The organism is Dongia deserti, assembly GCF_003574735.1.
In the GTDB taxonomy this organism is placed as follows: Bacteria; Pseudomonadota; Alphaproteobacteria; order Dongiales; family Dongiaceae; genus Dongia_A; species Dongia_A deserti.
The window spans coordinates 1-25872 of record NZ_QORW01000033.1; the positions used below are offsets into that span (position 1 = coordinate 1).

The 25872-nt window shown below is 64.2% G+C and carries 23 protein-coding genes; 15 read left to right on the forward strand and 8 right to left on the reverse strand.

Going from position 1 to position 25872, the window contains the following annotated elements:
• Positions 1–732: NAD(P)/FAD-dependent oxidoreductase (locus DTX69_RS29035; protein WP_162917671.1), on the reverse strand; the 732-nt coding region annotated here is incomplete at its 3' end.
• A 178-nt stretch (positions 733–910) separates the two neighbouring features.
• Here DTX69_RS29035 and DTX69_RS29040 point away from each other — a divergent pair.
• Entirely contained in the window at positions 911–1609 is a 699-nt protein-coding gene (locus DTX69_RS29040) for a FadR/GntR family transcriptional regulator (protein ID WP_119305092.1), read from the forward strand.
• A gap of 286 nt (positions 1610–1895) precedes the next feature.
• A complete protein-coding gene (locus DTX69_RS29045; RefSeq protein ID WP_119305093.1) occupies positions 1896–3587 on the forward strand; it encodes an APC family permease in 1692 nt (563 codons plus the stop codon).
• Positions 3588–3704: 117 nt separating this feature from the next.
• Here the strand turns inward: DTX69_RS29045 and DTX69_RS29050 are convergent, their stop codons facing one another.
• On the reverse strand, positions 3705–4676 hold the full coding sequence (locus DTX69_RS29050; RefSeq protein ID WP_119305094.1) for a LysR family transcriptional regulator: 972 nt from the start codon (positions 4674–4676) through the stop codon (positions 3705–3707).
• Between the two features lie 154 nt (positions 4677–4830).
• Between DTX69_RS29050 and DTX69_RS29055 the strand changes: the two genes are divergently transcribed.
• The 5 genes from DTX69_RS29055 (at position 4831) to DTX69_RS29075 (ending at position 10328) form a co-directional block, all read left to right on the forward strand.
• Entirely contained in the window at positions 4831–5268 is a 438-nt protein-coding gene (locus DTX69_RS29055; RefSeq protein ID WP_162917672.1) for a cupin domain-containing protein, read from the forward strand.
• 109 nt (positions 5269–5377) lie between these two features.
• Entirely contained in the window at positions 5378–5971 is a 594-nt protein-coding gene (locus tag DTX69_RS29060; RefSeq protein WP_119305096.1) for a hypothetical protein, read from the forward strand.
• A gap of 229 nt (positions 5972–6200) precedes the next feature.
• Positions 6201–8276, forward strand: coding sequence for a PAS domain S-box protein (locus tag DTX69_RS29065; protein ID WP_162917673.1), 2076 nt, complete (start codon positions 6201–6203; stop codon positions 8274–8276).
• Between the two features lie 120 nt (positions 8277–8396).
• Positions 8397–8942 carry a hypothetical protein gene (locus DTX69_RS29070; RefSeq protein WP_119305098.1) on the forward strand — a complete coding sequence of 182 codons (546 nt, stop codon included), beginning with the start codon at positions 8397–8399 and terminating at the stop codon, positions 8940–8942.
• A gap of 267 nt (positions 8943–9209) precedes the next feature.
• Positions 9210–10328 (forward strand): methyltransferase family protein, encoded by a 1119-nt coding sequence (locus tag DTX69_RS29075; protein WP_119305099.1) that lies wholly within the window; start codon positions 9210–9212, stop codon positions 10326–10328.
• 51 nt (positions 10329–10379) lie between these two features.
• Here DTX69_RS29075 and DTX69_RS29080 read toward each other — a convergent pair whose 3' ends face one another.
• Positions 10380–11579: a M24 family metallopeptidase gene (locus tag DTX69_RS29080; RefSeq protein WP_162917674.1), complete on the reverse strand. Its 1200-nt coding sequence runs from the start codon at positions 11577–11579 to the stop codon at positions 10380–10382.
• Between the two features lie 408 nt (positions 11580–11987).
• On the opposite strand from DTX69_RS29080, the gene DTX69_RS29085 reads away from it, so the two are divergent.
• Positions 11988–13685 (forward strand): ABC transporter substrate-binding protein, encoded by a 1698-nt coding sequence (locus DTX69_RS29085; RefSeq protein ID WP_119305124.1) that lies wholly within the window; start codon positions 11988–11990, stop codon positions 13683–13685.
• Positions 13686–14079: 394 nt separating this feature from the next.
• Here the strand turns inward: DTX69_RS29085 and DTX69_RS29095 are convergent, their stop codons facing one another.
• The 3 genes from DTX69_RS29095 to msrA all read right to left on the reverse strand — a co-directional run bounded on the left by DTX69_RS29095 (position 14080) and on the right by msrA (position 17965).
• Positions 14080–15171, reverse strand: a complete 1092-nt coding sequence (locus tag DTX69_RS29095) for an aromatic ring-hydroxylating oxygenase subunit alpha (protein WP_119305102.1) — start codon at positions 15169–15171, stop codon at positions 14080–14082.
• 96 nt (positions 15172–15267) lie between these two features.
• Positions 15268–17142 (reverse strand): caspase family protein, encoded by a 1875-nt coding sequence (locus DTX69_RS29100; RefSeq protein ID WP_162917675.1) that lies wholly within the window; start codon positions 17140–17142, stop codon positions 15268–15270.
• Positions 17143–17308: 166 nt separating this feature from the next.
• Positions 17309–17965, reverse strand: a complete 657-nt coding sequence (gene msrA / locus DTX69_RS29105; RefSeq protein ID WP_119305104.1) for a peptide-methionine (S)-S-oxide reductase MsrA — start codon at positions 17963–17965, stop codon at positions 17309–17311.
• A gap of 211 nt (positions 17966–18176) precedes the next feature.
• On the opposite strand from msrA, the gene DTX69_RS29110 reads away from it, so the two are divergent.
• Positions 18177–18626: an NlpC/P60 family protein gene (locus DTX69_RS29110; protein ID WP_162917676.1), complete on the forward strand. Its 450-nt coding sequence runs from the start codon at positions 18177–18179 to the stop codon at positions 18624–18626.
• 21 nt (positions 18627–18647) lie between these two features.
• Here the strand turns inward: DTX69_RS29110 and DTX69_RS29115 are convergent, their stop codons facing one another.
• Positions 18648–19481 carry an aldo/keto reductase gene (locus tag DTX69_RS29115; RefSeq protein WP_119305106.1) on the reverse strand — a complete coding sequence of 278 codons (834 nt, stop codon included), beginning with the start codon at positions 19479–19481 and terminating at the stop codon, positions 18648–18650.
• 82 nt (positions 19482–19563) lie between these two features.
• On the opposite strand from DTX69_RS29115, the gene DTX69_RS29120 reads away from it, so the two are divergent.
• From DTX69_RS29120 to DTX69_RS29145, 6 genes are all read left to right on the forward strand, one after another.
• Entirely contained in the window at positions 19564–19764 is a 201-nt protein-coding gene (locus DTX69_RS29120; protein WP_284736142.1) for a twin transmembrane helix small protein, read from the forward strand.
• 5 nt (positions 19765–19769) lie between these two features.
• Entirely contained in the window at positions 19770–20330 is a 561-nt protein-coding gene (locus tag DTX69_RS29125; RefSeq protein ID WP_119305108.1) for a cob(I)yrinic acid a,c-diamide adenosyltransferase, read from the forward strand.
• A 290-nt stretch (positions 20331–20620) separates the two neighbouring features.
• The gene (locus tag DTX69_RS29130; RefSeq protein ID WP_119305109.1) at positions 20621–21373 is read left to right on the forward strand and encodes an electron transfer flavoprotein subunit beta/FixA family protein; all 753 of its coding nucleotides are present in this window, start codon (positions 20621–20623) and stop codon (positions 21371–21373) included.
• A gap of 43 nt (positions 21374–21416) precedes the next feature.
• Positions 21417–22352 (forward strand): electron transfer flavoprotein subunit alpha/FixB family protein, encoded by a 936-nt coding sequence (locus tag DTX69_RS29135; protein WP_119305110.1) that lies wholly within the window; start codon positions 21417–21419, stop codon positions 22350–22352.
• A gap of 65 nt (positions 22353–22417) precedes the next feature.
• Entirely contained in the window at positions 22418–23290 is an 873-nt protein-coding gene (locus tag DTX69_RS29140) for a 3-hydroxybutyryl-CoA dehydrogenase (RefSeq protein ID WP_119305125.1), read from the forward strand.
• Positions 23291–23446: 156 nt separating this feature from the next.
• Positions 23447–24463, forward strand: a complete 1017-nt coding sequence (locus tag DTX69_RS29145; RefSeq protein ID WP_162917677.1) for a patatin-like phospholipase family protein — start codon at positions 23447–23449, stop codon at positions 24461–24463.
• A gap of 26 nt (positions 24464–24489) precedes the next feature.
• On the opposite strand, the gene DTX69_RS29150 is transcribed toward DTX69_RS29145, so the two are convergent.
• Positions 24490–25725, reverse strand: a complete 1236-nt coding sequence (locus DTX69_RS29150) for an MFS transporter (protein WP_119305112.1) — start codon at positions 25723–25725, stop codon at positions 24490–24492.
• Positions 25726–25872 lie beyond the last annotated feature (147 nt).

The window sequence follows — 25872 nt, forward strand, 5'->3', positions numbered from 1 at the left end:
CGGCACGTCGTGGTGCATCTGGCCGTCGCGGCCCTTGATCGAGATCGCCTTGGGCAGCTCCAGCATGTCCCAGATCTGCTTCACCCATGGGCCGGTGCCGATGATGACCTGGTCGCAGGCGATCTTGCCCTGGTCGGTGACGACGGTCTTGACCGCGCCCGAGGCGTCCTTCTCGAAGCCGGTCACCTTGACGCCGGTCAGGATGCGCACATCCTCGTTCTCCGCCTTGCGGGCGAGGCCGTAGATCGAGCGCGTGTTGTTGGCGTAGCCGCCCTTCTTCTCGTGCAGGACGGAGGTGATGCCCTTGGCCTGCCAGTCGGAGAAGATGCCCTGCATGTAGCTCATGCAGTCCGTCTCACCCTCGATGAAGACCGACGGATAGCCGATCTCCTTCTGCTGCTGGTAGATCGAGGCCACGTCCGCGTGCATCACCTCGGGGCTGATCTGCATGTAGCCGACCGGGTGATAGGAGAAGGCTTCGGGGTCGCTTTCCCAGACCGAGACGCTGTGCGCCATCAGGCGGCGCATGGCGGGCTGGAAGTAGTTGTTGCGCACCACCCCGCAGGCGATACCGGAGGCGCCGGCCGCGATCGCGGTCTTGTCGACCACCAGGATGTCCTTGCCGCTGCCCGTCCCGCTCTTGCGGAGGTTCTCAGCCAGATGCCAGGCGGTCGAGAGGCCATGGATGCCGGCCCCGATGATTAAGTATTTGACGTGACTCGGGATTGCCATGAATTCCGTTTCCCAGCAGCGGATGACAGGCACTCATGTCACTATAGCTACCTCCAGTCCGGTTACAAACCAATTTTTCAAGAGGCACAGAAATGGGTCTGATTGGTTGCTATTGGACTGGCACAGGACCGGCATTCTGGCGTAAAATCGTCCAAAGGCAGGAGATCGGGGAGATCCCATGGTGAAGCTGGTGAATGATCCGGTGCGCGGCTCATCCTGGATCACGGCGCAACTGCGGCAGGCGATTCAGGCCGGCCAATACGCCCATGGCGACAAGCTGCCGGCCGAACGTCAGCTGGCCGAAGCCTTCGGCACCTCACGTACCACGGTTCGGGCGGCGCTCGACCAGCTGGAGGCCGAGCGCCTGGTCAGCCGCCGCATCGGCAGCGGCACCTTCGTCAATTCGCCGGCCAGGCTGGAGACGGAGGATGTGGCGGATCAGACCAGCCCGCTGGAGCTGATCGAGGTGCGCATTGCAATGGAGCCCTATATGACGCGCCTCGCCTGCCTCAACGCCGCCGCCCGCGACATCGACCGGATGTCGGAGCTGATGGAGCGGCAGGAGCGCGAGTGCAACGTCAATGACCGCGAGAGCTTCTCGCGCTGGGACGAAGCCTTCCATCTCGCGATCGCCGAGGCGACGCGCAATCCCCTGCTCATCTCGCTCTATCGCCAGATCAACGAGGTGCGCGCCCACCATCAGTGGAGCGCGATGAAGGACAAGGTGCTGACGCCCGAGCGCATCTCCGACTACAACCGCGACCACACCGCCCTGTTCGAGGCCATCCGCGCCCGCGACGTGGACAGTGCCGTCGCCATGATCACCAACCACCTGCACTACGCACGGCGGCAATTGGTCGGCGCTGTGATGGACTGAACGCTCTGGCGAACCTTGCTTTTTCAGCATTCCAGAACCAATTTCAGACCAATTCGCCAAAATTGATCTAGATTGGCGCGACAAACTGGCGCATCCTGGTCCGATCCGGTCCTCGCTCCGCGAGTCGGATCGGAGCTGGCGCAATCAATTCAGGCCCGGCGCATGGACGCCCGGGTCCAGGGGACCAAAGGAACAGACCAACAGCCTGATGCGCGGCGGCGGCCAACGAGCCTGCCCTGAGACTCGCGACCTCAACTGAAATGCGACTTGAATCTGGGGAGGAACCATGTCGGTCAGTAGCGCAACCAGCACCACAACGGCAAACGGCGAACATGCCCTGAAGCGCGCCATCGATTGGCGCGGCGCGTTCTGGGTGGCGAGCGGCGTGCCCGCGCTCGTACTGTTCTCCATCGGCGGCATCGCCGCCACGGTCGGCGCCCCGGCCTTCGCGATTTGGGCGGTCTCCATGACCATGGGCTTCATTCAGTCCTTCACCTATGCGGAGATCGCGGGCCTGTTCCCGAACAAGTCGGGCGGCGCCTCGATCTATGGTGCGTCGGCCTGGCTGCGCTACGGCAAGTTCATCGCGCCGCTCTCCGTGTGGTGCAACTGGATCGCCTGGACCCCTGTCCTCTCGCTCGGGTCGGCGATTGCGGCCGGCTACATCCTCAATGCGATGGAACCCGCACCGGCCGCCGACGCCATTGCGCAGTATATCGCGGGCCAGGCTGCCCTCGGCATCACTGTCGATGATGCGGGCGCGACTGCCGCACTCATGCCAATCCACAACTGGACCCTCTTCACCATTCCGTTCGGCGAAGTGGTCTCGCTCTCCGTCAACTGGACCTTCTTCATCGGCGCGATCCTGATGCTGCTGGCCTTCGCCATCCAGCATCGCGGCATCCTCGGCACGGCGAGCGTCCAGACCGTCGTCGGATTGGTGATCGTCGTCACCTTGTTCGTGGTCGGCGTCATCCCGTTCTTCAACGGCAACTTCAATTCCGCCAACTTCACGCCCTTCGTGCCGGCGGCGACCGGAGAATGGAGCATCGGCGGCTGGACCCTGGTGCTCGGCGGCTTGTTCATCGCCGCCTGGTCGACTTATGGGTTCGAGACCGCGGTCTGCTACACCAGCGAGTTCAAGAACCCGGAGCGCGACACATTCAAGGCCATCTTCTATTCCGGCCTGCTGTGCCTTGCGCTCTTCATCCTGGTGCCGATCACGTTCCAAGGCTATCTCGGCCCGGACGGCATGGCGGCGGATGCGATCGCCGACGGCTCCGGCGTGGCGGCAGCGCTGGCCCACATGGTGTCGGGCGGCAATGCCATCATGATCAAGCTGTTCGAGGTCCTGATGATCGCTGCGCTGATCCTCATCATCGTGACGGCGATGGCGGGTTCTTCGCGCACGCTCTATCAGGGCTCGGTCGACGGCTGGCTGCCGCGCTATCTGTCGCACGTGAACCACAATGGCGCACCGACCGCGGCGATGTGGACGGATCTGGGCTTCAACCTGATCCTGCTCTCCATCGCCTCGACCGACGTGGATGCGTACTTCTTCATCCTGGCGGTCAGCAATTGCGGCTACATCATCTTCAACTTCCTCAACCTCAATTCGGGTTGGATCCACCGCATCGACAGCGGCCACATCAAGCGGCCCTATCGCGCGCCGACCGTCATCCTGGCGGCGGGCACGGTGCTGGCCTTCGTGAACGCAATCTTCATGGGCGCCGGCGCGAAAGTGTGGAACGCGGAGGCGCTGTGGTACGGCCTCGGCGCCGCTGCGCTCATTATCCCGGTGTTCGCGTTCCGGCACTATGTTCAGGACAAGGGCCAGTTCCCGCCGCAGATGCTGGCGGATCTCGGCCTCAAGAGCGGCGACCTCGGCGAGCGGAAAGCGGGCATGCTGCCTTACCTCGCGATCGCCGCCGGAATCGGCGTCGTGCTGATCTCCAACTGGATCTTCACCCTCGAGTAAGCCAAACCTGTCAAATGACAGCGCGGGCGGGGCCGTAAGCCCCGCCCGCTTCGCTTGCGCCGACTGTCGCAGATGCAGACGCTCTGTCGCCGCTGCGTGCGCGATGTCGACACCGCGCTAGCAACTCTCGCTGGGCCGCGCGCTCGCTCCCGCGGCCTCCCTCGGTTGGGGAGGCAGAGGTGCGCGCTTTGTGAATTCGCGGCCGGGATAGACGCGCTGGCAGTGCGTGACGAGTTCCTCGACGAACTGCTCGGCGTAAGGCGCAAGGAAACGGTGCGCGTCCCAGGCCACCGTCAACCATCGCCCGATCGGCGCGCCGCGCTGGGTCAGCGGAGCAGCCGAGACGTTTCCGCGCGGAACCGTCACTGTGGAGGGAATGATCGCAATTCCATAGCCTGTTTCAGCCAGCGCAATGATCGTGTGAGGGGCGCCGCTCTCCAGAAGCACCCGCGGCCGGATGTGCGCGACATTGCACGCCGTATCCAACCACTCGCGCGAGGCAAACGTCCGGTGGAGCAGCAGAAGCGGTTCATCTGCCAACTCCTCGACCTCGATGGTGCGACGCCGGCTGAGCCGATGCTTTTTCGACAGCACCGCGACGCCGTATCCTGGATAGAGCGGTCGTTGCCGAAAGCGCTCATCGATCACGACGGTGAGCACCAGCTGAATGTCGCCGTTGGCGAGCCGGCTTGGCAGCCGGGCGCCACCGTCTTCGATCAGTTGGACCTCGATGCCTGGATGACGGCGTTGGTAACGGCCCAGGAACGGTGCGAGCGTGTTCTCGATCACCTGCGGTGTCGCCCCGATCCGCAAGATGCCTGTCTCTCCCCGCTTGAGCGCGCCCGCCCGCTCGACGAGCGAGTCGACTTCGCCGAGGAGGTGGCGACTGCGCCGGAGCAGATCCTCCCCTTCCGAGGTGAGTTGTACGCGCCGGCCGATGCGATCGAAAAGCGGCACGCCTAGCTCGGTTTCCAGCGCACGGATCTGCCGCGAGAGCGCTGGCTGACTCAGATTCACCCGGGAAGCCGCCCGGTGAATGCCGCCGGCATCGGCAATGGCCACGAACGTGCGCAGGGCCCGAAGGTTCATCGCTAATCAGCATAGTGCATCATATGTGAGAAAACAAATGCATTGGACGTATCACCCGCGCTCGTCGAACATTCCTGGCAAGAGAAGTCCCCTGCCATGAAGAGCGATTGTCATGGGGAACAGTGTGTCATTTGGCCACTCTTGGGAGGACACAATGGATCGATCAGCGATTGCCATCAGCCTCATCGTTGCCGGTGGACTCATGGCTGCAGTCGTTGCCGGGCCCGATGCTCGCGCTACCGACAAGAAGGAGGCGTACGTTTCACCGGAGGCGGAGACGAAGGCCCTGGTCAATGAGCCTCTGCATGGGGTGGAGGCGCAGGTCGTAACCATCCACCGTCTGACTGTGCCTCCCGGCTGGGTCGGTGGGAAGCACTATCACAGCGGTCCTGTCTATGTGTACGTGTTGGAGGGCTCGTTCACGATCGACGAGCAAGGCAAGGAACGTCGGACCTTGAAGGCAGGTGAAGTTTACAAGGAACCGATCGGGACAACGATGCGGGCGCGGAATCTAAATACATCCGAGCCGCTCAAACTTCTCGTCTTCCAGGTGACGCCCGAAGGCGAGCCGCGGATGGTCAAGGCCGAATGAGCACCATCGCAGGCCACGGCGCAACGAGTGATCTGCTGCGGTGGGCCCGCGGCGGGTGAGCTCAAGCGGATCACAGAACCCGATCGGAACATAGGAAGGGGGCGAGACCATGTTTGACCTTGAGCAGTTCATCGTCGACTGCCGCAGCGCTCTCGCAGCCGACAAGTCCCACAAGCTCGTCCGCGAAGTCGTGGCTCGCGCCGTCTCGGATCCCGCCATGGTTATCAAGTGTGTGGGCGCACCAACGCGCGCCGAGATCAGAAAGCTGTACCACGCCGCTGATCTCACCATCATCAACGTCGTCTGGGGGCCACACATGACGCTCATGCCCCATGAGCACCGCATGTGGGCGGTCATTGGAATCTACACCGGCCGCGAGGACAACATCTTCTGGCGTCGCGTGGCCGGCGACCCTGCGGGCCGGGTGGAGGCTGCGGGCGCGAAGGCGCTTGGCGAGAAGGATGCCGAGCCGCTCGGGCGCGACATCATCCATTCGGTGACCAATCCGCTCTCGCGCTTCACCGCCGCACTCCACGTCTATGGCGGCGACTTCTTCGGCGTCACGCGGAGCGAATGGGATCCGGAGACACTCCGCGAGCAGCGATACGACATGGAAAAGGCGCTGCGCCTGTTCGAGGAAGCGAATATTGGCCGAGGCCGCGAACCGATGCTGAATCAGTCTCTAGCCGGTAGTGCTCGCTGACAGGTACTCCGATCTGCGTTCTTGTTGCAGGTCGGCGTCATTGTCCGACGCTTGCACGCTTCGGCACCCCCTAATCGGCGCCAGGAGGCTGTCGGATTCCACGCCTTGAGGGAATAGATCGGGCCAAAGCCCCGCCCATTCTCCTTAGTCCAATCGCTCATGGATCGTTTAGACACGCACCTGTATGATCCCCCGCGGGTTAGAGTTCGTATCGAGGCGAGGCGGTGGGGTGAAGAAAGAGGCGTTTCCGGTTGACCAGGCGGTGGATGCAACAGGAGCGCTGGCCGAGCTGGCGCGGCGCACGGCGATGCTGGACGCCATCTCCTACGCCGCCGCCCAGATCATCGGCGCCGAGGATTGGCGCATCGGCATCCAGGAGCTGCTGAACCGCCTCGGCCGTGCCACCGATGTCAGCCGCGTCACCTTGTTCGAGATCCACAAGGGCCCGGACGGGCGACCCGTCGAAAGCTGCCGCTACGACTGGGCGGAGCCGGGCTACGCGCGGCTCAGCGGCGATCCGCGCCATCACAACATCCCGCTGGTGGAGAGCGCCGGCGGCCAGCTCTCGGCCTGGACCGCCGCCCGCCAGCGCGGCGAGATCGTGCAGGCAACCCTCAAGGACGTGACCGGCGAGACGCGCCAGAGCTTCCTGGAGCACGGCACCCAGAGCTTCATCTCCGTGCCCATCATGTTGCGCACCGGCGTCTGGGGCTTCCTCGGCCTCGATGATTGCCGGATCGAGCGCGTCTGGCATCCGCTCGAGGTCGACGTACTCAAGACCGCTGCAGCCCTCATCGCCGGCGCGATCGAGCGCGCGGCCACCGACGAAGCGCTGCGCAACAGCCGGGAGCGTTACGAGCTGGCGGCACGCGGCACCAATGACGGGCTGTGGGACTGGGACTTGGTCGAGAACCGGACCTATCTCTCGCCGCGGCTCTACGAGATTCTCGGCATTACGGAGGGCAGCCTGGAGGGCCCACAGAGTGTTTTCGCCACCTGCTGCTTGTCCGAGGATGCCGCCGATTGGCGCAAGCACATCGAGAAATGCATAGCCGAAGGCCGTAGCAAATTCGAGTTCGAGGCACGCCTCGCGAACACGGCGCAGGATGCGATGCAGCAGCGCTGGGTCGTGATCCGCGGCCTCATCATGTACGAGGGCGGCCGAGCGACCCGCCTGGTCGGCTCGCTGCGCGACATCACCGATCGCAAACGCGTGGAACTCGCACTGCGCGCCAGCGAGACAAGGGCGCGCGCCATTCTCGACACCGCGTTCGACCCCATCATCAACATCGATGCCGATGGCCGGATCGTCGAGTTCAACGCCGCCGCCAGCCGCACCTTCGGCTTCAGCCGCGATGAGGCGGTCGGCAAGACGGTCAGCGCGCTCATTATTCCGCCGCTTCACCGCGCCACCCACGAAGCGGGGCTGAGACGATACCTGGAGACCGGCGAGGCCGGCCTCCTCAACCGCATGGTCGAGGTCGAGGCCTTGCGCCACGACGGCAGCCACATTCCGGTCGACCTCTCGGTCACCGAGGTGCCAGTTGCAGAGGGGCGCCTGTTCACGGCGGTCCTGCGCGACATCTCCGAGCGCAAGCGCTTCGAGGCCGAGCTTGCCAATGCGGAGCGGCAGCGCGCACAGCTCACGCGCCATTTCTCCCCCAACATGGTTGAGGAGATCATGCAGGCGGGCGGCCGTATCGGCACTGCGCGAACGCAGCCGATGGCCGTGCTGTTCTCCGACCTCTACGACTACACGGAGATGAGCGCCACGATGTCCGGCGAGCAGGTGATTGCCCTGCTGCGCGAGTTCCACGTCATTGTCGAGGATGCCGTCTTCAACCACGGCGGCACGCTCGACAAATATATCGGCGACGGCCTGATGGCGACCTTCGGCACGCCGACGCCGGGCCAGATGGATGCGACCAACGCTATTGCCGCCACGCGCCAGATGCTGCGCGAGCTCGCGCGCTGGAACCAGCGGCGCGAGGCCAGGGGCGAGCCGCGCATCCGTATCGGCGTCGGACTGCATTTCGGCATGGCGACCCTGGGCGATGTCGGCACCGACCAGCGGTTCGAGCTCACCGTGGTCGGCGACACCATCAACATCGCCAGCCGCATCGAGCAGATGAGCCGCCTGGTGCGCACGGCCGTGGTTGCGAGCGACGACATCATCCAGCAGGCGATCGCCGAATGCGGCCAGGAAGCCGCCGAGGGCTTCCGCGACCTGGGCGAACATCGCGTCCGCGGCCGCCAATCCCTGATCCGCCTCTGGGGCCTCAGCGCAGAATCGCAGCGACCTTAGCTGCGGACATGGGAACGCGTTGTCATCCCCACTCGCTCGTCATGGTCGGGCTCGGCCCGATCATCCACGAGTTTCTGCCGTCGCTATCGCGCTGCAGCAAGCAAGCCTTTTGAGCGCGACATGACAGAGCGGCAGCTTATTCGCAAGCAGTGGGGAGCATGGGCCATCCTGATCGTGGCGTTAAGTCCAGCGATTCTATCCATCATATTTGGTCTCGTTGCCATGCTGCTGCCACGGGAACCATGGTGGGACACCTGCTCCGCTTTTCTCTCGCATGAGATCATGATCACGACGAGCCGAATTGCTCCGGCATTGGGAAGAATCGCGCTCCCCTGTTCAGTGCTTGCCGTTCAGCTGAGTGTCGTTGTCCCCTTCATTGCCCTGGGCATCTTCATTCTGATGGCTCGCAAGCAAGCCCGACGCCGGGCCGCAATCGAGCTAAACGCCTTTATCTTTCTGTTCTTTGTCGCGCTGGCGTATGTGCTCTGGATGGACGTGTTCTTTGTCGGCGTCACATATGCAGTCGCGCCGGCACGGCGCTCACCTTTGCTTATGTGGCTCATTGGCACGAGCCTCGTTTCGCTGGTCTCCGTCTACTCTTTGCTTGGGGTAGTACTGATAGTCTGCCGGAAAATCCGCGCGCTTCTCATCGAACGACCAGGCTGACGATGACAGCGCGCCTCAGGCAAACTCGTGGTCACGCCAAGCATGACCATCTCGACTGGGGCGGGGTCGCAATCACCATTCTAGGCTTGACGCGGTGCCGAATGGCTCAGCAGGCCCTGGCCGCCCATATGCCAGCATCTCTGTGTCCCGCTAACGTATTCGGCTCACAGTCCGCAACCAAATCCGCCCTTGCGCCATTTACCCCTTGCGTTTCCCGCAGCGGGGAAACGGCGGGTCCGGCGTCAGGCGGAGGGAGGAACACAGCAGATGGTCGAGGCAAGGACAGCGCTCAGGGGAACGGCGTGGGTGTTCTACGCGATCTTCGTGCTGGAGATCCTGTTTATGATCAGCCCGGCTGCGCTGCACTTCTACGCGCTCTATGGTCCGGCGCTGCGTTTCCTCGGCCAGCACCCCGAGACCGCCTGGCTGACCCAGTTCTTCCTGCCGCACATCTCGACCACGGCCAGCCCCGTCCTCAACCTGCTCGGCCCTGCGGGCTGGCTACTGCTCGCGCTTGGCACGCTCTTCTTTCTCGCCAGCGCCCTCCCGCTCTATTGGGCGAAGATCCGACGTCGCGGCGAGGTGACGGGCGGCCTCTATCGCCACATCCGGCATCCGCAATATGTCGGACTGGCCATCATGGGATTCGGCGTGCTGCTCATCTGGCCGCGCTTCCTGGTGCTCGTCAGCCTCATCGTCATGCTCGGCCTCTACCGCGTGCTCGCGGGCTGGGAGGAGTCGCAGTGCCTAGCTCGGTTCGGCGAGCACTACAAGGACTACATGGCGCGGACCGGCCGTTTCGTGCCGCACGCTCTGCAGAGATGGCTGCCGCGCGTGCTGCCGGCGGCCGGGCCCGGCCGGGTGGTTGCCGGCTTGGCCGTCTTCATCGCCACGCTGGCACTGTCGATCGCCGCCGCGTTCGGCCTCAGGAACTATTCGCTGTCGCAGGTCGCGGCCGTCTACCAGACCAACTTCGCCATCCTCTCGCCCGCGCAGCTGACCGAGCAGGAGCTGGAAGCCGCCCGTCGCACCGCAATGGACAATGAAGCGGTGCGGGCAGCCCTCGACAATGCTCCGGCCGGCAAGCGGCTCATCTACGTGATCCCGGCGGACTGGTATCTGCCCGATCTGCCGGTCGAGGCCCAACCCGCTCCAGGCAGCGTGCACCACGGCTCCGCCAGTTTCGACCGGACACACTTCAAGCTGCTGTTCGCCAACATCCGCAGCCATGAGCCTGCGCCGAGCGGTCAGGATATCGTGCGCGCAGCCTATGGCCTGGACCCGATCATCGTCGCGCGCATCGACCTCGCCGCCGGGCGCGTGACCGCCGTCGAGCGTCCGCCAGCCCACGTCCGCTGGGGCGACATCCCGACACCGACGTTTTGAGAGGCGGAAGGAAGTTCCCTTCCCCCGCAAAGGGGGGAAGGGGCTCTTGCACTAATATTCCGGCCTTAACCCCAGCGGCGCATGTGACAGCAGCTCGTAGCCGGTCTCCGTCACCAGCACCTGCTGCTCGAGCTTGACGCATTCCTTGCCGCCAACGGCGCCGATCAGCGCCTCGACGCAGATGGTCATGCCGGGTTCCAGCACGCCGTCGAAGCCCCAGCGCCGCCAATCCTGCGGATAGACCGCGAACGGATATTCGTCGCACAAGCCGACGCCGTGCATGATGCAGGAATAGCGCCGCGCCACGAACTCCTCGGGCAGCGGGAAGCTCTTCTCCGTGAATTCGCGCAAGCCCAAGCCTGCTTTCACCAGCGCAAGATTGTGATGCAGATTGTCGAGCGCGATGCCATAGAGCCGCTGCTGCTCGTTGCTCGGCCGCACGTCGCCGGCCACCCAGGTGCGGCTCACATCGGCGCAATAGCCATTGGGTCCGATCAGGTCGGTGTCGAAGGCGACGATGTCGCCCTTCTGGATCACGCGGTCGGAGCATTCCTGGAACCAGGGATTGGTGCGCTCGCCGGAAGTCAAGAGACGGCATTCGATCCACTCGCCGCCATTGGCGATGTTGGTGGCATGGAGATGCGACCACAGCGCGTTCTCCGTCATGCCGGGTTTCAGCGCCTGCCACATCGCCGCGATTCCGGCTTCGCACGCCGCGATCGCCTCCTTCATCGCCAGCACTTCGTCCGCATTCTTGATGCAGCGCGCCCATTCCATCAGCTCTTCGCCGTCGGTGATTTCGACGCCCGCGCGCTCCAGCGCGTGGGCCGCGACGGGATCGAGTTTGTCGATGGCGAGCCGCCGGTTGCCGCCACCATGCTGGCGCACGAGGTCGGCGATCTCCGCTGCCCAGTTGCCGATATATTCGCGATGCCGCGGGCCATTGGTGAAATAAGTGTGCGGAAAGGCGGTGCGGGTCTCCGCGATCAGGTCATCGCCGTCGCTCAGGTGCCGCGCGCACCCGTAGTCGAACAGAATGACCGGCCCCTCGGTCGCCACATAGACGTAGCGGCATTTGTTGTGCAGGGCCCAGACCTGCATGTTGGCGATGTCGGTGGCGTGGCGGATGTTGGGCGGATCGAACAGCAGCGCCCCGCCGTAATCGCGCCGGCGCAATTGCTCGCGGATGCGGGCCAGCCGATAGCGCCGGAGGCTCCGCCGGTCGACCTTGCTCGGGTGGTAGGCGGTCATTTTCGGGATTCTCCCCGCCCGCGAGGTTAGGCGGCGGCGCCCCGCTTGCCACATGAGAAATCCGCAAGCGCCCAAGGCCTTCGGCGCAAGGCGGGCGTTCCGCCCGAGCGGGCAGGCCCCCTAAAGGACCGATCACGGACTTGGTTCCGCTTTGCGGCCAAAGGGTTGAGGGCCGATGCGGCGGACGCCACCCGGAATTGTCGCTGTCGTTTAAGCGGGTGTCGTGATTGACGCTTTCCCCCTCCGCCGATAACGTAACAATAATCGACTAAATTGCCGCGCCGTAAGGAAATGCGCGGACCGAAACATCGCCGAAATCCAGCCGGATCCGGTCGCCCAGCGACCTGCTTCCGGGATCGGACGGCCGAGTTCGGCGAATAAGCCAACCACAATAGGGAGGGTATGCATATGCGTTCCGGTTCAGGCGGCAAGGACCGCCAACATCCAGCCATTCCGCGCCTGGTCGATGCGCTCGAGCAGCGTCAGCTCGGCCGGCGCGAGTTCCTGCGCACCGCGACGTTGCTCGGCATGTCGGCGCCGATCGCCTACGGCGTCGCCGGCAAAATCCTGGGCGAGCCCGCGATCAAGTCCGCGCGTGCTGCGACACCGACGAAGGGCGGCATCCTGCGGGTCGGCATGCGCATCCCCGCGGTCGACAATCCGCACACCTTCTCCTGGGTCTATGACTCGAACATCGTGCGCCAGACCAACGATTATCTCACCAGGACTCAGCCGGACGGCGTCACCGTCCCGTACCTGCTCGAATCCTGGCAGCCAAGCGAGGACCTCAAGAGCTGGACCCTCGTCCTGCGCAAAGACGTGAAGTGGTCCAACGGCGAGGATCTGGTCGCCGATCACGTCATCTGGAACATCCAGCGCTGGATCGATCCCAATGTCGGTTCCTCCGTGCTGGGCCTCCTCAAGGGCTTCATGCTCAAGGACGTCGACACCGGCCAGAAGAACGAAGACGGCTCGCCGAAGATGACGACCGAGCTGTGGGACGCCAACGCGATCGAGAAGATCGACGACCACACCGTCAAGCTGAACGGCTCCGCGTCGATGCTCGCGATGCCGGAGAACCTGTTCCACTATCCCGCCTTCATCCTGCATCCGAAGGATGAAGGCAAATACGGCGTCGGCGCGATCGGCACCGGCGCGTATGATCCGGCGGAGATCGAGGTCGGCAAGAAGGTCGTGTTGAAGCGCCGCGACTCCTATTGGAAGGAAGGCGGCTATCTCGACGAGATCCAGTTCGTCGATCTCGGCGACGATCCGGCGACCAAGCTGGCGGCCCTCGCTTCCAAGCAGGTCGACGGCCTCTATGATGCCGACATCAAGATCTACGAGAGCATCAAGAAGATCCCCGGCATCGAGATCCACTCGATCACGACCGCGCAGACCGGCGTGGCGCGCATGAAGGTGGGCCAGAAGCCGTTCGACGATCCGCGGGTCCGCAAGGCCTTCAAGCTCGCGATCGATCCGGCCAGCGTGCTCAAGATCGCCTATCGCGATCTCGGTGCGCTGGGCGAGCACCACCACGTGGCGCCGGTCCATCCGGATTATGCCGAGCTGCCGCCGATGAAGCGCGATGTCGAAGCCGCCAAGAAGCTGCTGGCGGAAGCCGGCCATCCGAACGGCGTCGAGGTCGAACTGCACTGCAAGAAGGACCCCGACTGGGAGCCGACGGCATCCCAGGCGATGGTCGAGCAGTGGGCCGAGGCCGGCATCAAGGTGAAGCTCAACGTCATGCCGGGCGCGCAATACTGGGACGTCTGGACCAAGGTGCCGTTCGGCTTCACCACCTGGACGCACCGTCCGCTCGCCATCATGGTGCTCGGCCTCGCCTACCGCACCGGCGTGCCATGGAACGAGAGCGACTACGCCAACCCTGAGTTCGATAAGCTGCTGACCAAGGCGGAAGGCATCATCGACCTCGAGGAGCGCAAGAAGGTGGTCGCCGAGCTCGAGAAGATCATGCAGGAGGACGGCCCGATCGTCCAACCGCTGTGGCGCGCGAGCTACCAGCCCTTCACCAACAAGCTGAAGGGCTACCATGCGCACCCGACGGAGTACTATTTCTTCGAGGACGTGTGGATGGAAGCATAAGCTTCATCTCGACTTCGCAAACGGCGGCCCCTACAAGGGCCGCCGTTTTTGTTTTTTCCTTCGCACTCCAGACTGTCATCCCGGCCGAGCGTAGCGAGAGCCGGGACCTATACGGTCCATCAGTAGCGTGGCTCTATCGCATAGGCCCGGGCTCAAGGCCGGGGTGACGGTTGGGTGCGCCTCGTCAATCGCCAAAGGATCTTGATGACTGTGTAGTAGGCGAGCAAACCTGTCACGAGTCCGCCAACCATCGCCGATACCTGGCCGACGCTTGACTCCGAAAGCGCGAACCCGATCACCATCACCACCGTAGCCACGAGAACGCCCACCAACTTCGCGAGCTGCAGTACAATCGCGTTTCGGCCGTCGCTTGCGCGCGCCGTGGCCCGCTTCTTCACCGACCGAGCCACTCTTCCTCCACGATGCCTTGCCGCGCCAGCGCTTGTCGCACGCGGTCGTGGAAGTAGTGGACGCCAGCTTCGTGCTTCGGGCTCAATGGGCCGCGCTGGAAGATGCCGGCTTCGAGGTTGGCCTGCGAGCGTTCGCAGATGCCGAAATCCTCGCGCACGATATCGCAATTGGTCTCGATCGTGCTTTCGTTCTGCGCTGCGGCCGCATCGCTCACGTCGAGGAAGAAGAAATTATAGACGAGCCGCGTGCGGTTTTCGCTGACCGGCACGATGCGCGAGCAATTCATGCCGCCCGGGTAGACCGACAAAGTGAAATTCGGCCAGCCCCACAGCCACAGGCCACCATAGATCGAGCCGTTTTTCTGCGGCGCGGTCATGATGACCAGCGCGTCGCCATGGGTCGTCTCGAATCTGGAGAAGTCGATCACCGCATGGAAGCTCGGATGAATACCCGGGATGTGATAACCCTCGACAAAATTGTCGGTGTAGTTCTTCCAGTTGCACGCCATCTCGAACTCCACCTGGCGCACCTTGGTGAAGCTTTCGATCGGATAGTCCTTCACCGTGTTCGGCAGGCTGCCCAGCGCGTCCACCAAGGACGGCGCGCTCGCATCGAAATTCGCGAACACCAGTCCGCGCCAGGTCTCGACCCGGATCGGCATCAAGCTATGCTCTTCCTTGCGGAACCACGCCGCCTCGCCGAAATCCGGCGCGCGGCGCAGGTTGCCGGCAGTGTCGAACACCCAGCCGTGATAGCGGCAGCGCAGCAGGTCGCAGTGCCCGGCGCCGTCATCGAGCAGCTGCGAGGCGCGATGCGGGCAGACATTGTGGAAGCCGCGCAAGACGCCGTCGCGGTCGCGGATCACGAAGAAGCGATAGCCCGCCACCTCCGCCGCCACGTAATCGCCGGGCCTGGCAAGGTCGCTCGCCGGGCACACCAGCTGCCATTCGCGCGCAAAGATCTGCCGGCGTTCCGCCTGATAGATTGCGCGCTCCCAGTACCAGCGCGCCGGCAGGCCATAGACGCCGCGCGTCGCGCTGTCCGGCTTTTTGTCCTGAAGATCGATCTCGGCCATCGTCCTTCGCCCGTGCTGTTGCGAGCAGCGATCGTGCGGGAGCCCGCCCCAAAACTCAAGAGCGGCTCGGCGCTGAAGATTTTCCGCCGAAGTGGTCTAGTACCACTCGATCTCGAACGAACCGATCTTCTTCGTGCCATCGAAGATCAGGCGGCATTCGGTCGTGCCGCCGCAATTCTTGAGCGCAACACGCTTGGCACCTTCATGCGGATCGCCGACACCGCCGCAGCCGTCCGACATCCACGTGGTCATCTTGCGGCAGTTCGAAACGCCGATCTTGTCGCCGGCGGCGTTGACGGCGAGGAAGCGATAATAGCCGCCGAAGCTTTCGGAGTTCCTGAGGTAGCGCTCGACCTCTTTGCGCAAGGCGCTCGAGATGCGCACCACGTTGACCGCCGGCTGTGGCGTGACCGCCGCTTGTTGGGTCGCGGCCGGCGCCGGCTGCGGTTGTGGCTGGGGCTGGGGTTGCGCGACGGCGACCGGCTCCATCGGCTGCGGCGCTTCGGCGACTGCAGCTGCCGGCGCGGCCACTGGCGCGGCTTTCTTTGCTTGCAGCGTGGCGAGCAGCGCTTGGGCCTTGGGCCGGAAATAGCCGCTCGGATGCGCCGCGAGGAAGGCCTGCGCACCGGCTTCGCTCGGCGCGGCCTTGAGCTGGCTCCACGCCGCGACTTCCTCGGCATCCGTTTCCACCATCAGCTTGCTGCTGACGAAGCCCGTCTTACCCTTGAGCGAGACGCGCAGCCATTCGCCGCCCGCCACCAGCCCCGTCGCATCGACCGCCTGATCCGCCGACAATTTGGCGATGATCTTCGCGTCGGTTGCCGGTGCCGCGCGCACGTTGGCGGACTTTGCCGCGACGTAAGTGCCGGCCAGTTCCTGGATCTCGAGCGGCTCTGGCTCGGGTTGCGGGGCTGCCGGCTGGATCTGGCGCTGCGCGCTCTGCGTCTCCGCAGGCGCCACCGGGGCAACCGGCTCCGCCTTCGGCTTCAGCTCATCGAGCTTCGCTTGCGCGAGGCCGGCGAACACGCCGTTGGGGAACTGCTTGAGATAGGCGTCAAAGGTCGCGGGGTTGTTGCTGTCCTTGATCGATTCCCAGAACAGCAGCTCGGCCTGCTGGTTGGCCGCGGCCGATGGCGCCGGGGTCGACGCTGGTGCCGGCTGCGGTGCCGGCACGACGGCGGCGACCTGCGGCTCCGCTGCGGGCTTGGCTTCCGCCAGGATGACCGGCCCGGTGAGCGAAGAGGAATCCCATGGCGTCTGGCGCTGACCGGTGGCGGCCAGCACCTTGCCGCGCACCGCGCGATGCGCTTCCTCGATCGAGATGCCCGGCTTGGTCAGCTCTTCGACCAGCGCCAGCGCATACGGGCTGTTGTCGCTCTCGCCGTCGACCGAGATATCGCCCGGCGCCGTCGAATAGCCGACGAAGCTGCCGCGCGGCGCGTCGACCCGCGCTAGGCCGCGCATGCCGGAGCGGAAGCTGCGGGTCAGCGGATTGTTGCGGCACGCGTCGAGGAACACCAAGTTGATCGCATTGCCGGCGAACTGCATCTGGCTGAGGATGCTGGTGGCGGAGACCGCTTCCAGCTCCACATCACCTTCGGCCGCGATCTCCGCGCCGATCGGCAGCAGATAATTCTCGCCATCCACCTGCACGCCATGACCAGCGTAATAGAAGAGGCCGATGCCGTGCGCGCCGGTCTCGCGCAGCTTCTGCCCGAATTCGCGGATCGCGCGCTTCAGCGCCTTCTGGTCGGCATCCCTGACCAGCGTCACCTCGAAACCGAGATCGGTCAGCGTGTCCGCCATCAGTTGGGCGTCATTGCCGGGATTCTTGAGCCGGCCGACTTCGGGCCCGTATTCGCCATTGCCGACCACCAGCGCAACGCGCGTGGCCGCCCACGCTTCACCTGACACGATCAGCCAGGCCGCGACTCCCAAGATCGCGATGACCCGGCCCACGCAAGCCCTCATGATGACCCTCCCGATCCGGCGCGGCGAACCTGCCGCACCGATCGCCATCTGCGCCCAACACGGAATGGATGCACCGCCCGCAGCGGCGGCACGTGGTTATAGCACGTTTACCGTGTCTACTTTCATGTTCTCGATAGGGCCAGGGCTTGTCGAGTGGTGCAGAAGCTTAAGTGACGGCCGTCACGCCGACCGGGCAGCTGACGCCCGTGCCGCCCAATCCGCAGTAACCATTTGGATTCTTTGCCAAATACTGCTGATGGTAGTCCTCGGCGTAGTAGAACGGCGGCGCATCCAGGATCTCGGTCGTAATGGTCCCGTAACCGGCCTTGGCCAGGCTCTTCTGGTAAGCCGTGCGACCTTCTTCGGCCATGCGCCGCTGCTCCGGCGAAGCGACATAGATGCCGGAGCGGTATTGCGTGCCGACATCGTTGCCCTGGCGCATGCCCTGAGTCGGGTCGTGGCTTTCCCAGAAGGTCTTGAGCAGCGTCTCGTAGCTGACCTTCTTGGGATCGAACACCACCAGCACCACCTCGTTATGCCCGGTCATGCCGGTGCAGACCTCTTGGTAGGTCGGATTGGGCGTGACCCCCGCCGCATAGCCGACCGCCGTCGTGTAGACCCCCGGTAGCTGCCAGAACTTGCGCTCCGCCCCCCAGAAGCAGCCAAGCCCGAACAGCGCCGTCTCCATACCCGCCGGAAACGGCGGATTGATGGGATTGCCATTGACCCAGTGTGTGGACGCCGTCGGCAACGGCGTCGCCCGGCCGGGCAGCGCTTCCTCTTTGGAAGGGATCGTCATCGGCTTCTGCTTGAACGAGAACATTGGTGCGTCTCCTACGGACCAGGCAGCACCCTGAATCTAGACCGCACGGCCCAAATTGCCAGGGCCGCATGCGCGATCAGTTCCATGCCCTTTCGTCATCGCCATGGGACGTGAATGCAAGTTGTCACTGGATCGCGCCGCTTCTTCGTATTATACTTTTGGTAGTATTTCCAACTTAAGTCTTCCGCTCAAGCCAAGGGGGAGGTTTGCCATGGCACCTGAGATGAATGGCTCGTTGTGGTTTTCCAAGGCACGAGAAGAGCTGGGCGTCACGGAAATACCTGGCGACATGGATAATCCGCGCATCATCGAATATCACAGCGCCACCAGCCTGAAGGCGCCCGATGATGAGACGCCGTGGTGTTCCGCCTTTGTCAATTGGTGCTTCCAGCAAGTTGGCATCAAGGGAACCAACCTTGCCAACGCCAGATCGTGGCAGACTTGGGGGCAAGAGCTCGCGGAACCGCGGCTCGGCTGTGTCGTCGTGCTGTGGCGTGAGAATCGGAATTCACCGAAGGGCCACGTGGCCTTTTACGTCGGGCCGGACGACGCCAATCCCCAGAAGATCCGCCTCCTCGGCGGCAACCAAGGTGACCGGGTCTCGATCGCAGGGTACGACAAGTCGCGCGTCCTGAGCTACCGCTGGCCGCCCGCGGCCTGACGCTGACGGGGCGCTAGTCGATCACGTCATCGCCAGCGGCTGCGCCTTGCGCGGCGGCGGGAACTCCTTGTCGAGGTCCATCAGATCCTCCGCCGACAGCAGGACGTCCGCCGCCTGCACGTTCTCGCGCACGCGTTCGGGCTTTGCGGATTTGGGGATCGCGATCACGTGCTCGTGGCGCAACACCCAGGCCAGCATGATCTGCGCCGGCGTCGCGCCGTGGCGCTCCGCGATCCGCTTCAGCGTGGCGTTGCGTGGGATCGTACCCTGCGACAGTGGACAATAGGCCATCACCGCGATCTTGTGGTCGAGGCACCAGGGCACCAGGTCGAAATCGATGCCGCGTGTGTCGATCGAGTATTGCACCTGGTCGACCAGCGTCTTGTCGCCGCGGCTCAGCTTCACCCACTCCTGCATCTCGTTGAGATCGAGGTTGGAGACGCCGAAGCTCAGGATCTTGCCGGACTGAATCAAGTCGTCGAAGCCCGCCATGGTCTCCGCGAACGGCACCGAGCCGCGCCAGTGCAGCAGATAGAGATCGATGCGGTCGGTCTTCAGCCGCTTCAATGAGGCTTCGCAAGCCTTCACGGTGCCGGCGCGACTCGCATTCTGCGGCAACACCTTGCTCACCAGATAGACGCCGTCGCGCCGGCCTTTGATCGCGGCCGCGACCACTTCCTCCGCGCGCCCGTCGGCGTACATCTCCGCGGTATCGATCAGCGTCGCGCCAAGATCAATGCCGGTGGCAAGCGCCCGCACCTCCTGTGCGCGCTGCCGCACATCCTCGCCCATCTTCCAGGTGCCGAGTCCCACCGCCGACACACGCGCCCCGTTCCGCAATGCGACCTGCCGCATGCTGTTCAACTCCTTAAGTGCAGGATGCTCGCATCAAACTTAACCCTGTGCCGCGCCCTGGCAAACCGATATAGTTGAGCCCATGGCTATTTTCCTCATGATCCTGACAATCGTCTTCGCGGTCCTGACGCTGGCCTCGCTGATGGCGGGAGTCGTCTCGATGGGCAAGGCCGGCGAGTTCAATCGCAAATATGGCAACAAGCTGATGCGCCTGCGCGTGTTCTTCCAGCTGGCGACCGTCGCGTGTCTCGTCCTGACGGTCCTCGCCTATCAGGCGGGGTAGGCCTCGTGGTCAAGCTGACGCGCATCTACACCAAGGGCGGCGACAAGGGCACGACCTCGCTCGGCACCGGCAAGCGCGTGCCCAAGCACGACCTGCGCGTCGAAGCCTTCGGCACGGTCGACGAGACCAATGCCGCAATCGGCGTCGCGCGGCTGCATACCAGCGGCGATGCCGACGCGACCCTCGCGCGCATCCAGAATGATCTGTTCGATCTCGGCGCCGATCTCTGCGCGCCCGAAGGCGAGGGCACGAAGGAACGCCTGCGCATCACCGACGCGCAGGTCGAACGCCTGGAGCAGGAGATCGATCTGATGAACGAGGAGTTGGCACCGCTCAACTCCTTCGTCTTGCCGGGCGGCAGCGCGGCCTCGGCCTATCTGCACCTTGCCCGCACCATCGCGCGCCGGGCCGAGCGCGACATGACGCGCCTCGCCGAGCACGAGCCGGTCAACCCGGCCGCCATCCGCTACATCAACCGCCTCTCCGACCACCTGTTCGTCATGGCGCGCTACGAGAACGACAAGGGCGCCAAGGACGTGCTCTGGAAGCCGGGCGCGAATCGCTGAGGTGCGACGCCTGTGCGCAGGTGCGGGATGCGGCATCGGACCCGCCCTACCCCATTGAAAATTCGCCAAATCGCAGCTTCCCGGCGGATTTGGGCAAGTCGGGGGGCCGCGTTGACACCAGGATGGGGTAACCCTATTGTGCAACCGCGAAATGCCCTGCTGGCAACCCTCCTCACGGGCAGTTTCGCGAAGCCATCAGGGGATGAGGCAGACGGGACAATCGTGGTCGATCAAGGCCTCGCCCGCGTCTGTCAGGGACAAAGATTCATTTTTCGAGCCGAGCACACGAAATGAAAGTACTGGTCGCCGTTAAGCGGGTGGTTGACTTCAATGTGAAGGTGCGCGTGAAAGCGGACGGCACCGGCGTTGAGACCGCCAACGTGAAGATGTCCATGAACCCGTTCGACGAGATCGGGGTCGAAGAAGCGGTCCGCCTCAAGGAAGGCGGCAAGGCGACCGAGGTGATCGCCGTCTCGCTCGGCCCGACTCAGTGCCAGGAAACCATTCGCACGGCGCTCGCCATGGGTGCCGATCGTGGCATCCATGTCCAGACCGATGTCGAGCTGCAGCCCCTCGCGGTCGCCAAGCTCTTGAAGGCGGTGGTCGACAAGGAGCAGCCGCAGCTCTGCATCCTCGGCAAGCAGGCGATCGACGATGACGCCAACCAGACCGGCCAGATGCTCGCCGCCCTGCTCAGCTGGTCGCAGGCGACCTTCGCCTCCAAGCTGGTGATCAATGGCGACGGCACGGCCAACGTGACGCGCGAGGTCGATGGCGGCCTCGAGACCATCCAGGCGAAGCTGCCGCTGGTGATGACGACGGATCTGCGTCTCAACGAGCCGCGCTACGCGTCGCTGCCCAACATCATGAAGGCGAAGAAGAAGCCGATCGAGCAGCTGACGCCGGAAGCGTTGGGCGTCGATCCGGCCCCACGCCTCAAGACGCTCAAGGTGGTGGAGCCGCCGAAGCGCAAGGCCGGTGTGAAGGTGAAGTCGGTGGCGGAGCTGGTGGACAAGCTGCGCAACGAAGCCAAGGTCATCTGACCGGCAGATCCATCAACCGCAATTCACTGGGATTCTCGAAATCATGACCAACCTCGTTCTCGTTGAACATGACAATGCAGCCGTGAAGTCGGCGACCTTGCATGTCCTCGCGGCCGCGCAGAAGATCGGCGGCGAGATCCATCTGCTGGTGGCCGGCCAGAACTGCCGCGCGGTCGCCGACGAAGCCGCCAAGATCGCCGGCGTCTCCAAGGTGCTGCTGGCCGATGACGCCGCCTATGCCAACCGCCTGGCGGAGAACACCGCCAAGCTGATCGTCGCCTTGGCGCCGAACTACAGCCACGTGCTCGCCGCCACCACGGCGACGGGCAAGAACGTGATGCCGCGCGCGGCCGCTCTTCTGGACGTGCAGCAGATCTCCGACATCAGCGGTGTGGAAAGCGCCGACACCTTCGTGCGCACCATCTATGCCGGCAACGCGCTGGCGACCGTGCAGTCCGCCGACACGGTGAAGGTCATCACCGTCCGCCCGACCGCATTCGAGGCGGTCGCGGCGACCGGCGGCTCGGCTGCAGTCGAAGCCGTGAGCGCGGCCGGCGAGACCGGCCTTGCCAGCTTCGTCGGCCAGGAGCTCTCCAAGTCCGAGCGGCCGGAGCTCACCTCCGCGCGCATCGTGATCTCGGGCGGCCGCGGCATGCAATCCGGCGAGAACTTCCATATGTTGGACAAGGTTGCCGACAAGCTCGGCGCCGCTGTCGGCGCGTCGCGCGCTGCGGTCGATGCCGGCTTCGTGCCCAACGAATACCAGGTCGGCCAGACCGGCAAGATCGTGGCGCCGGAGCTTTACATCGCCGTCGGCATCTCCGGCGCGATCCAGCATCTCGCCGGCATGAAGGACAGCAAGGTCATCGTCGCCATCAATAAGGACGAGGATGCGCCGATTTTCCAGGTCGCCGATTACGGGCTCGTCGCCGATCTGTTCCAGGCGGTGCCCGAATTGGAGCAGGCCCTTTCTAAATGACGCGGTTCAGATATATGCCGGACGGTGAAGGTCGCGGAGCGGCGCAACAGGAAAGCAAGGTCACCATGATCAACAAGGTCGGTGTGATCGGTGCGGGCGCGATGGGCAATGGCATCGCTCATGTGTGCGCCCTCGCCAAGCTGGACGTGAAGCTGATCGATGTCAGCGAGGACCAGCTGAAGAAGGCGATGGAGACCATCCGCTTCAACATGGAGCGCCAGGTCAAGCGCAACCTCATCACACCGGAGGACGAGAAGGCCGCGCTCGCGCGTATCAAGACTGGCTTCAAGGTCGACGAGCTCGGCGATTGCGACATGGTCATCGAGGCGGCGACCGAGAAGGAAGCGATCAAGAAGGACATCCTGAAGGCGCTCTGCCCGGTCCTGAAGCCCGAGGCGCTCATCGCCTCCAACACATCCTCGATCTCGATCACGCGGCTTGCCGCCGTCACCGACCGGCCGGCCAAGTTCATCGGCATGCATTTCATGAACCCGGTGCCGGTGATGGCGCTGGTGGAGCTGATCCGCGGCTTGGCCACCGATGACGACACCTTCAATGCCACCAGGACGCTGGCGGAGAAGCTCGGCAAGACCACCGCGACTTCGGAGGACTTCCCCGCCTTCATCGTCAACCGCATCCTGCAGCCGATGATCAACGAGGCGATCTACACGCTCTACGAGGGCGTCGGCACGGTGGATTCGATCGACACCGCCATGCATCTCGGCGCCAACCACCCGATGGGCCCGCTCGCCCTCGCCGACTTCATCGGCCTCGACGTGTGCCTCGCCGTCATGCAGGTGCTCTATGAAGGCCTGGCGGACAGCAAATACCGCCCCTGCCCGCTCCTGGTGAAATACGTCGAAGCCGGCTGGCTCGGCCGCAAGACCGGCCGTGGCTTCTACGACTACTCTGGCGAGAATCCAGTCCCGACGCGCTAGGTGACAGCGCGAACAATTCTTGAAACGGGCGCCCCACGGCGCCCGTTTTCGTTTCCGGCAAGGCTTGTGAACACATCACGTGGCCCGGCGGTCCGGTGATGAGCGAAAAACCGGCCTCAGTTGTTCTCCGTCGTCCAGCAGCTGGAGGATCGCATCGTGCCTGCACGCATATCGGCTCGGACGGAGTCCGTCATCCTGGTGTTTTCGGGCGGTGTCGCGCTCGGCGCATACCAGGCCGGCACCTATGAGGCCTTGCTGGAGGATGGATCTGTGCGGCCGAGCTGGTTCGCCGCGTCCTCTGTTGGCGCCGTCAATGCAGCCCTGATCGCGGGCAGCGCTCCCGGCGCAGCGATCGCCTCCTTGCGCCGGTTCTGGACTGCCGGCGCGAATCCTTCCGCCTCCGATGCCGTCTCTTTCGCTGGGAGCACTGGCCGTCACGCCTGGAGCTGGATGAGCGCCATCGGCGCAAGACTCGCCGGCGCCCCGGGCTTCTTCTATCCCCGCATCCCCGTTCACCCGCTAGACCGTGCGACGAGCCTGTACGACCTCGCGCCCACCCGCGCGAAACTCGAAACGCTGGTGGATTTCGACCGCCTGAATGCCGGCGAAATCCGCATCACCGTCGCGGCCACGGATATCGAGAGTGGGGAGTGCGTCCTGTTCGACACGGCGCGCGGCGATCGCATCACCTGTGACCACCTGCTCGCCAGCAGCGGCTTCCTGCCGGAGTTCGCGCCGGTGGAGATCGGAGGCCGGCTGATTGGCGATGGCGGGCTTTCCGCCAATGCACCGATCGAGCCGGTATTCGATGAGCCCGACCGCGCGCGCCGCCCCATCTTCATCCTCGATCTCTTCGCCCGCGACGGCGGACGGCCCGCCGATCTCGCGGAATCCTTGGCCCGCCGCAACGATCTCATCTTCGGCAATCAGACTCTCGGCCGTCTCAAGGCCTATCAGAAGGCATGCAAGGCGGCCGGCGACGCGCGGCGGGTCTTCTATCTCAGCTACCGCGCGCCACGGCACGAAGCCGGCCCGGAGCGACTGTACGATTTTTCGCGCCGCACGATCGAGGAGAGATGGCAGGCAGGCAGGCTCGACATGGTGGAGGCCTTGCGGCAGCTGAAGCACGGCCGTGCGCGCGACGCTGACACGATCATCGCTCGGCACGCGTGACCGCCCCGGCCGAAGCGCAAGCCGCCTCAGGGCCCTTTTTGGTTCGACGACTCCTCCGGCGGCTTGACGTGTCGAAACTGGATCAGCAGCAGCAAGTCGTAGGCGATCTTAAGGCTGCCGCAAATCACCAGCGGCCAGGCACGAAACGAGGCAGCGAACAGAGCGCCGGCCAACATCGGGCCAACGGCTGCAGCCAGGCTGCGCGGCACTGACGTGAAGCTCGCGGCCGCGGCGCGCTCCGCCTCGGTGACGACTGCCATCACGTAGGAGGAACGCGTCGGAACATCCATCTGCGACAGTGCGGCGCGGATCAGCAGCAGGGCCAATGCGCTGTACAGCGTGGGCGCGATCGCCGCCAGCATCAGGGCGATGCTCGATGGGATGTGCGTGAACACCATCGTGTTGATGAGTCCAATGCGCTGCGACAGCCACGCAGCCACAGGGAACGAGAAGGCGGAGAGCACGCCTGACCAGAAGAAGAAAGTGCCCGCTGCGGCAAGCGAGAGGTCAAAACGCTCGAACAGCCACAGTGCCAACAGCGATTGCACCACGAACCCGCCAGCGAACGCATCGAGGCTAAACAACGCTGCAAGCTTGTAGACGGTCGTCTTGGATGGCCCCAGCGCACTTGCCGTAGGCTGCTCCTTGGACGGCGTCTGTTCTGGAATGCGACGGTAGATGAGGCCTCCGAACAACCCGAGACAAGCGTATAGGGCAAACATCATCTTGAGCGCGGTGAGCTGAGTGAGGCCGATAGGCTCAACAAAATCCGGAATCGCCGCCGCAAGTGACCCGCCGGCCCCGGCCAGCGCGCCAACCAGGCTATACCGAGCAAACATCTTTGTGCGGTCTTGGCTGGCAGCCTCGCGTGCCAACACGGCATGCTCCAACGGCACGAATACACTGACGCTGCCTGCCGATGGATTGGCCGTGCCGGCGAATGCCACAACCAGCAGAATTGCGTAATCGTCGACGACCGCGAACGCCACGCCTGTTGCGATCATCAAGCTGGCGGCCGCGAGCAGGAGCCGGCGGTGGTCGTGTCTGGCGCCGAGAAGGCCGATGCCGAGAGTCAGCAATGCGGACCCAAGCAGCGCCGCGGTCGCGACGATCCCCACCTGAAGCGGCCCTAGTCCAAGCGCAAGCAGATAGACCGGGAGCAGCACGGCGACGAAGCCGTCGCCAAAGTCGCGCAAGGCCCGCGCCCAAAGAAGGTGGGCGATCGTCGGCGAGATTCTGCTGCGCAATTTGAGCGCGTCCATACCACCCCGCTGACCTCATGAGCCGCGGTTGGTAGCAGAGCTTGGACGCTGGAGCGTCTTGGGAAACGGGGAGTCTGCTCGTGTCCCCGCGTCGATAGATTAGCGGTATTCGGCTTGACGCTGCAACCTCTTGGCCGTCCGTCCGCA

Bases quoted from the DNA above. Each gene is read 5' to 3' on its own strand.
- DTX69_RS29080 (WP_162917674.1), bottom strand. From the start codon at position 11,579: ATGACCGCCTACCACCCGAGCAAGGTCGACCGGCGGAGCCTCCGGCGC.
- DTX69_RS29135 (WP_119305110.1), top strand. From the start codon at position 21,417: ATGACCAACCTCGTTCTCGTTGAACATGACAATGCAGCCGTGAAGTCG.
- DTX69_RS29150 (WP_119305112.1), bottom strand. From the start codon at position 25,725: ATGGACGCGCTCAAATTGCGCAGCAGAATCTCGCCGACGATCGCCCAC.
- DTX69_RS29075 (WP_119305099.1), top strand. From the start codon at position 9,210: ATGGTCGAGGCAAGGACAGCGCTCAGGGGAACGGCGTGGGTGTTCTAC.
- DTX69_RS29040 (WP_119305092.1), top strand. From the start codon at position 911: ATGGTGAAGCTGGTGAATGATCCGGTGCGCGGCTCATCCTGGATCACG.
- DTX69_RS29115 (WP_119305106.1), bottom strand. From the start codon at position 19,481: ATGCGGCAGGTCGCATTGCGGAACGGGGCGCGTGTGTCGGCGGTGGGA.
- msrA (WP_119305104.1), bottom strand. From the start codon at position 17,965: ATGTTCTCGTTCAAGCAGAAGCCGATGACGATCCCTTCCAAAGAGGAA.
- DTX69_RS29050 (WP_119305094.1), bottom strand. From the start codon at position 4,676: ATGAACCTTCGGGCCCTGCGCACGTTCGTGGCCATTGCCGATGCCGGC.
- DTX69_RS29120 (WP_284736142.1), top strand. From the start codon at position 19,564: ATGGCTATTTTCCTCATGATCCTGACAATCGTCTTCGCGGTCCTGACG.
- DTX69_RS29130 (WP_119305109.1), top strand. From the start codon at position 20,621: ATGAAAGTACTGGTCGCCGTTAAGCGGGTGGTTGACTTCAATGTGAAG.
- DTX69_RS29100 (WP_162917675.1), bottom strand. From the start codon at position 17,142: ATGAGGGCTTGCGTGGGCCGGGTCATCGCGATCTTGGGAGTCGCGGCC.
- DTX69_RS29095 (WP_119305102.1), bottom strand. From the start codon at position 15,171: ATGGCCGAGATCGATCTTCAGGACAAAAAGCCGGACAGCGCGACGCGC.
- DTX69_RS29060 (WP_119305096.1), top strand. From the start codon at position 5,378: ATGTTTGACCTTGAGCAGTTCATCGTCGACTGCCGCAGCGCTCTCGCA.
- DTX69_RS29140 (WP_119305125.1), top strand. From the start codon at position 22,418: ATGATCAACAAGGTCGGTGTGATCGGTGCGGGCGCGATGGGCAATGGC.
- DTX69_RS29055 (WP_162917672.1), top strand. From the start codon at position 4,831: ATGGATCGATCAGCGATTGCCATCAGCCTCATCGTTGCCGGTGGACTC.
- DTX69_RS29045 (WP_119305093.1), top strand. From the start codon at position 1,896: ATGTCGGTCAGTAGCGCAACCAGCACCACAACGGCAAACGGCGAACAT.
- DTX69_RS29070 (WP_119305098.1), top strand. From the start codon at position 8,397: ATGACAGAGCGGCAGCTTATTCGCAAGCAGTGGGGAGCATGGGCCATC.
- DTX69_RS29085 (WP_119305124.1), top strand. From the start codon at position 11,988: ATGCGTTCCGGTTCAGGCGGCAAGGACCGCCAACATCCAGCCATTCCG.
- DTX69_RS29110 (WP_162917676.1), top strand. From the start codon at position 18,177: ATGGCACCTGAGATGAATGGCTCGTTGTGGTTTTCCAAGGCACGAGAA.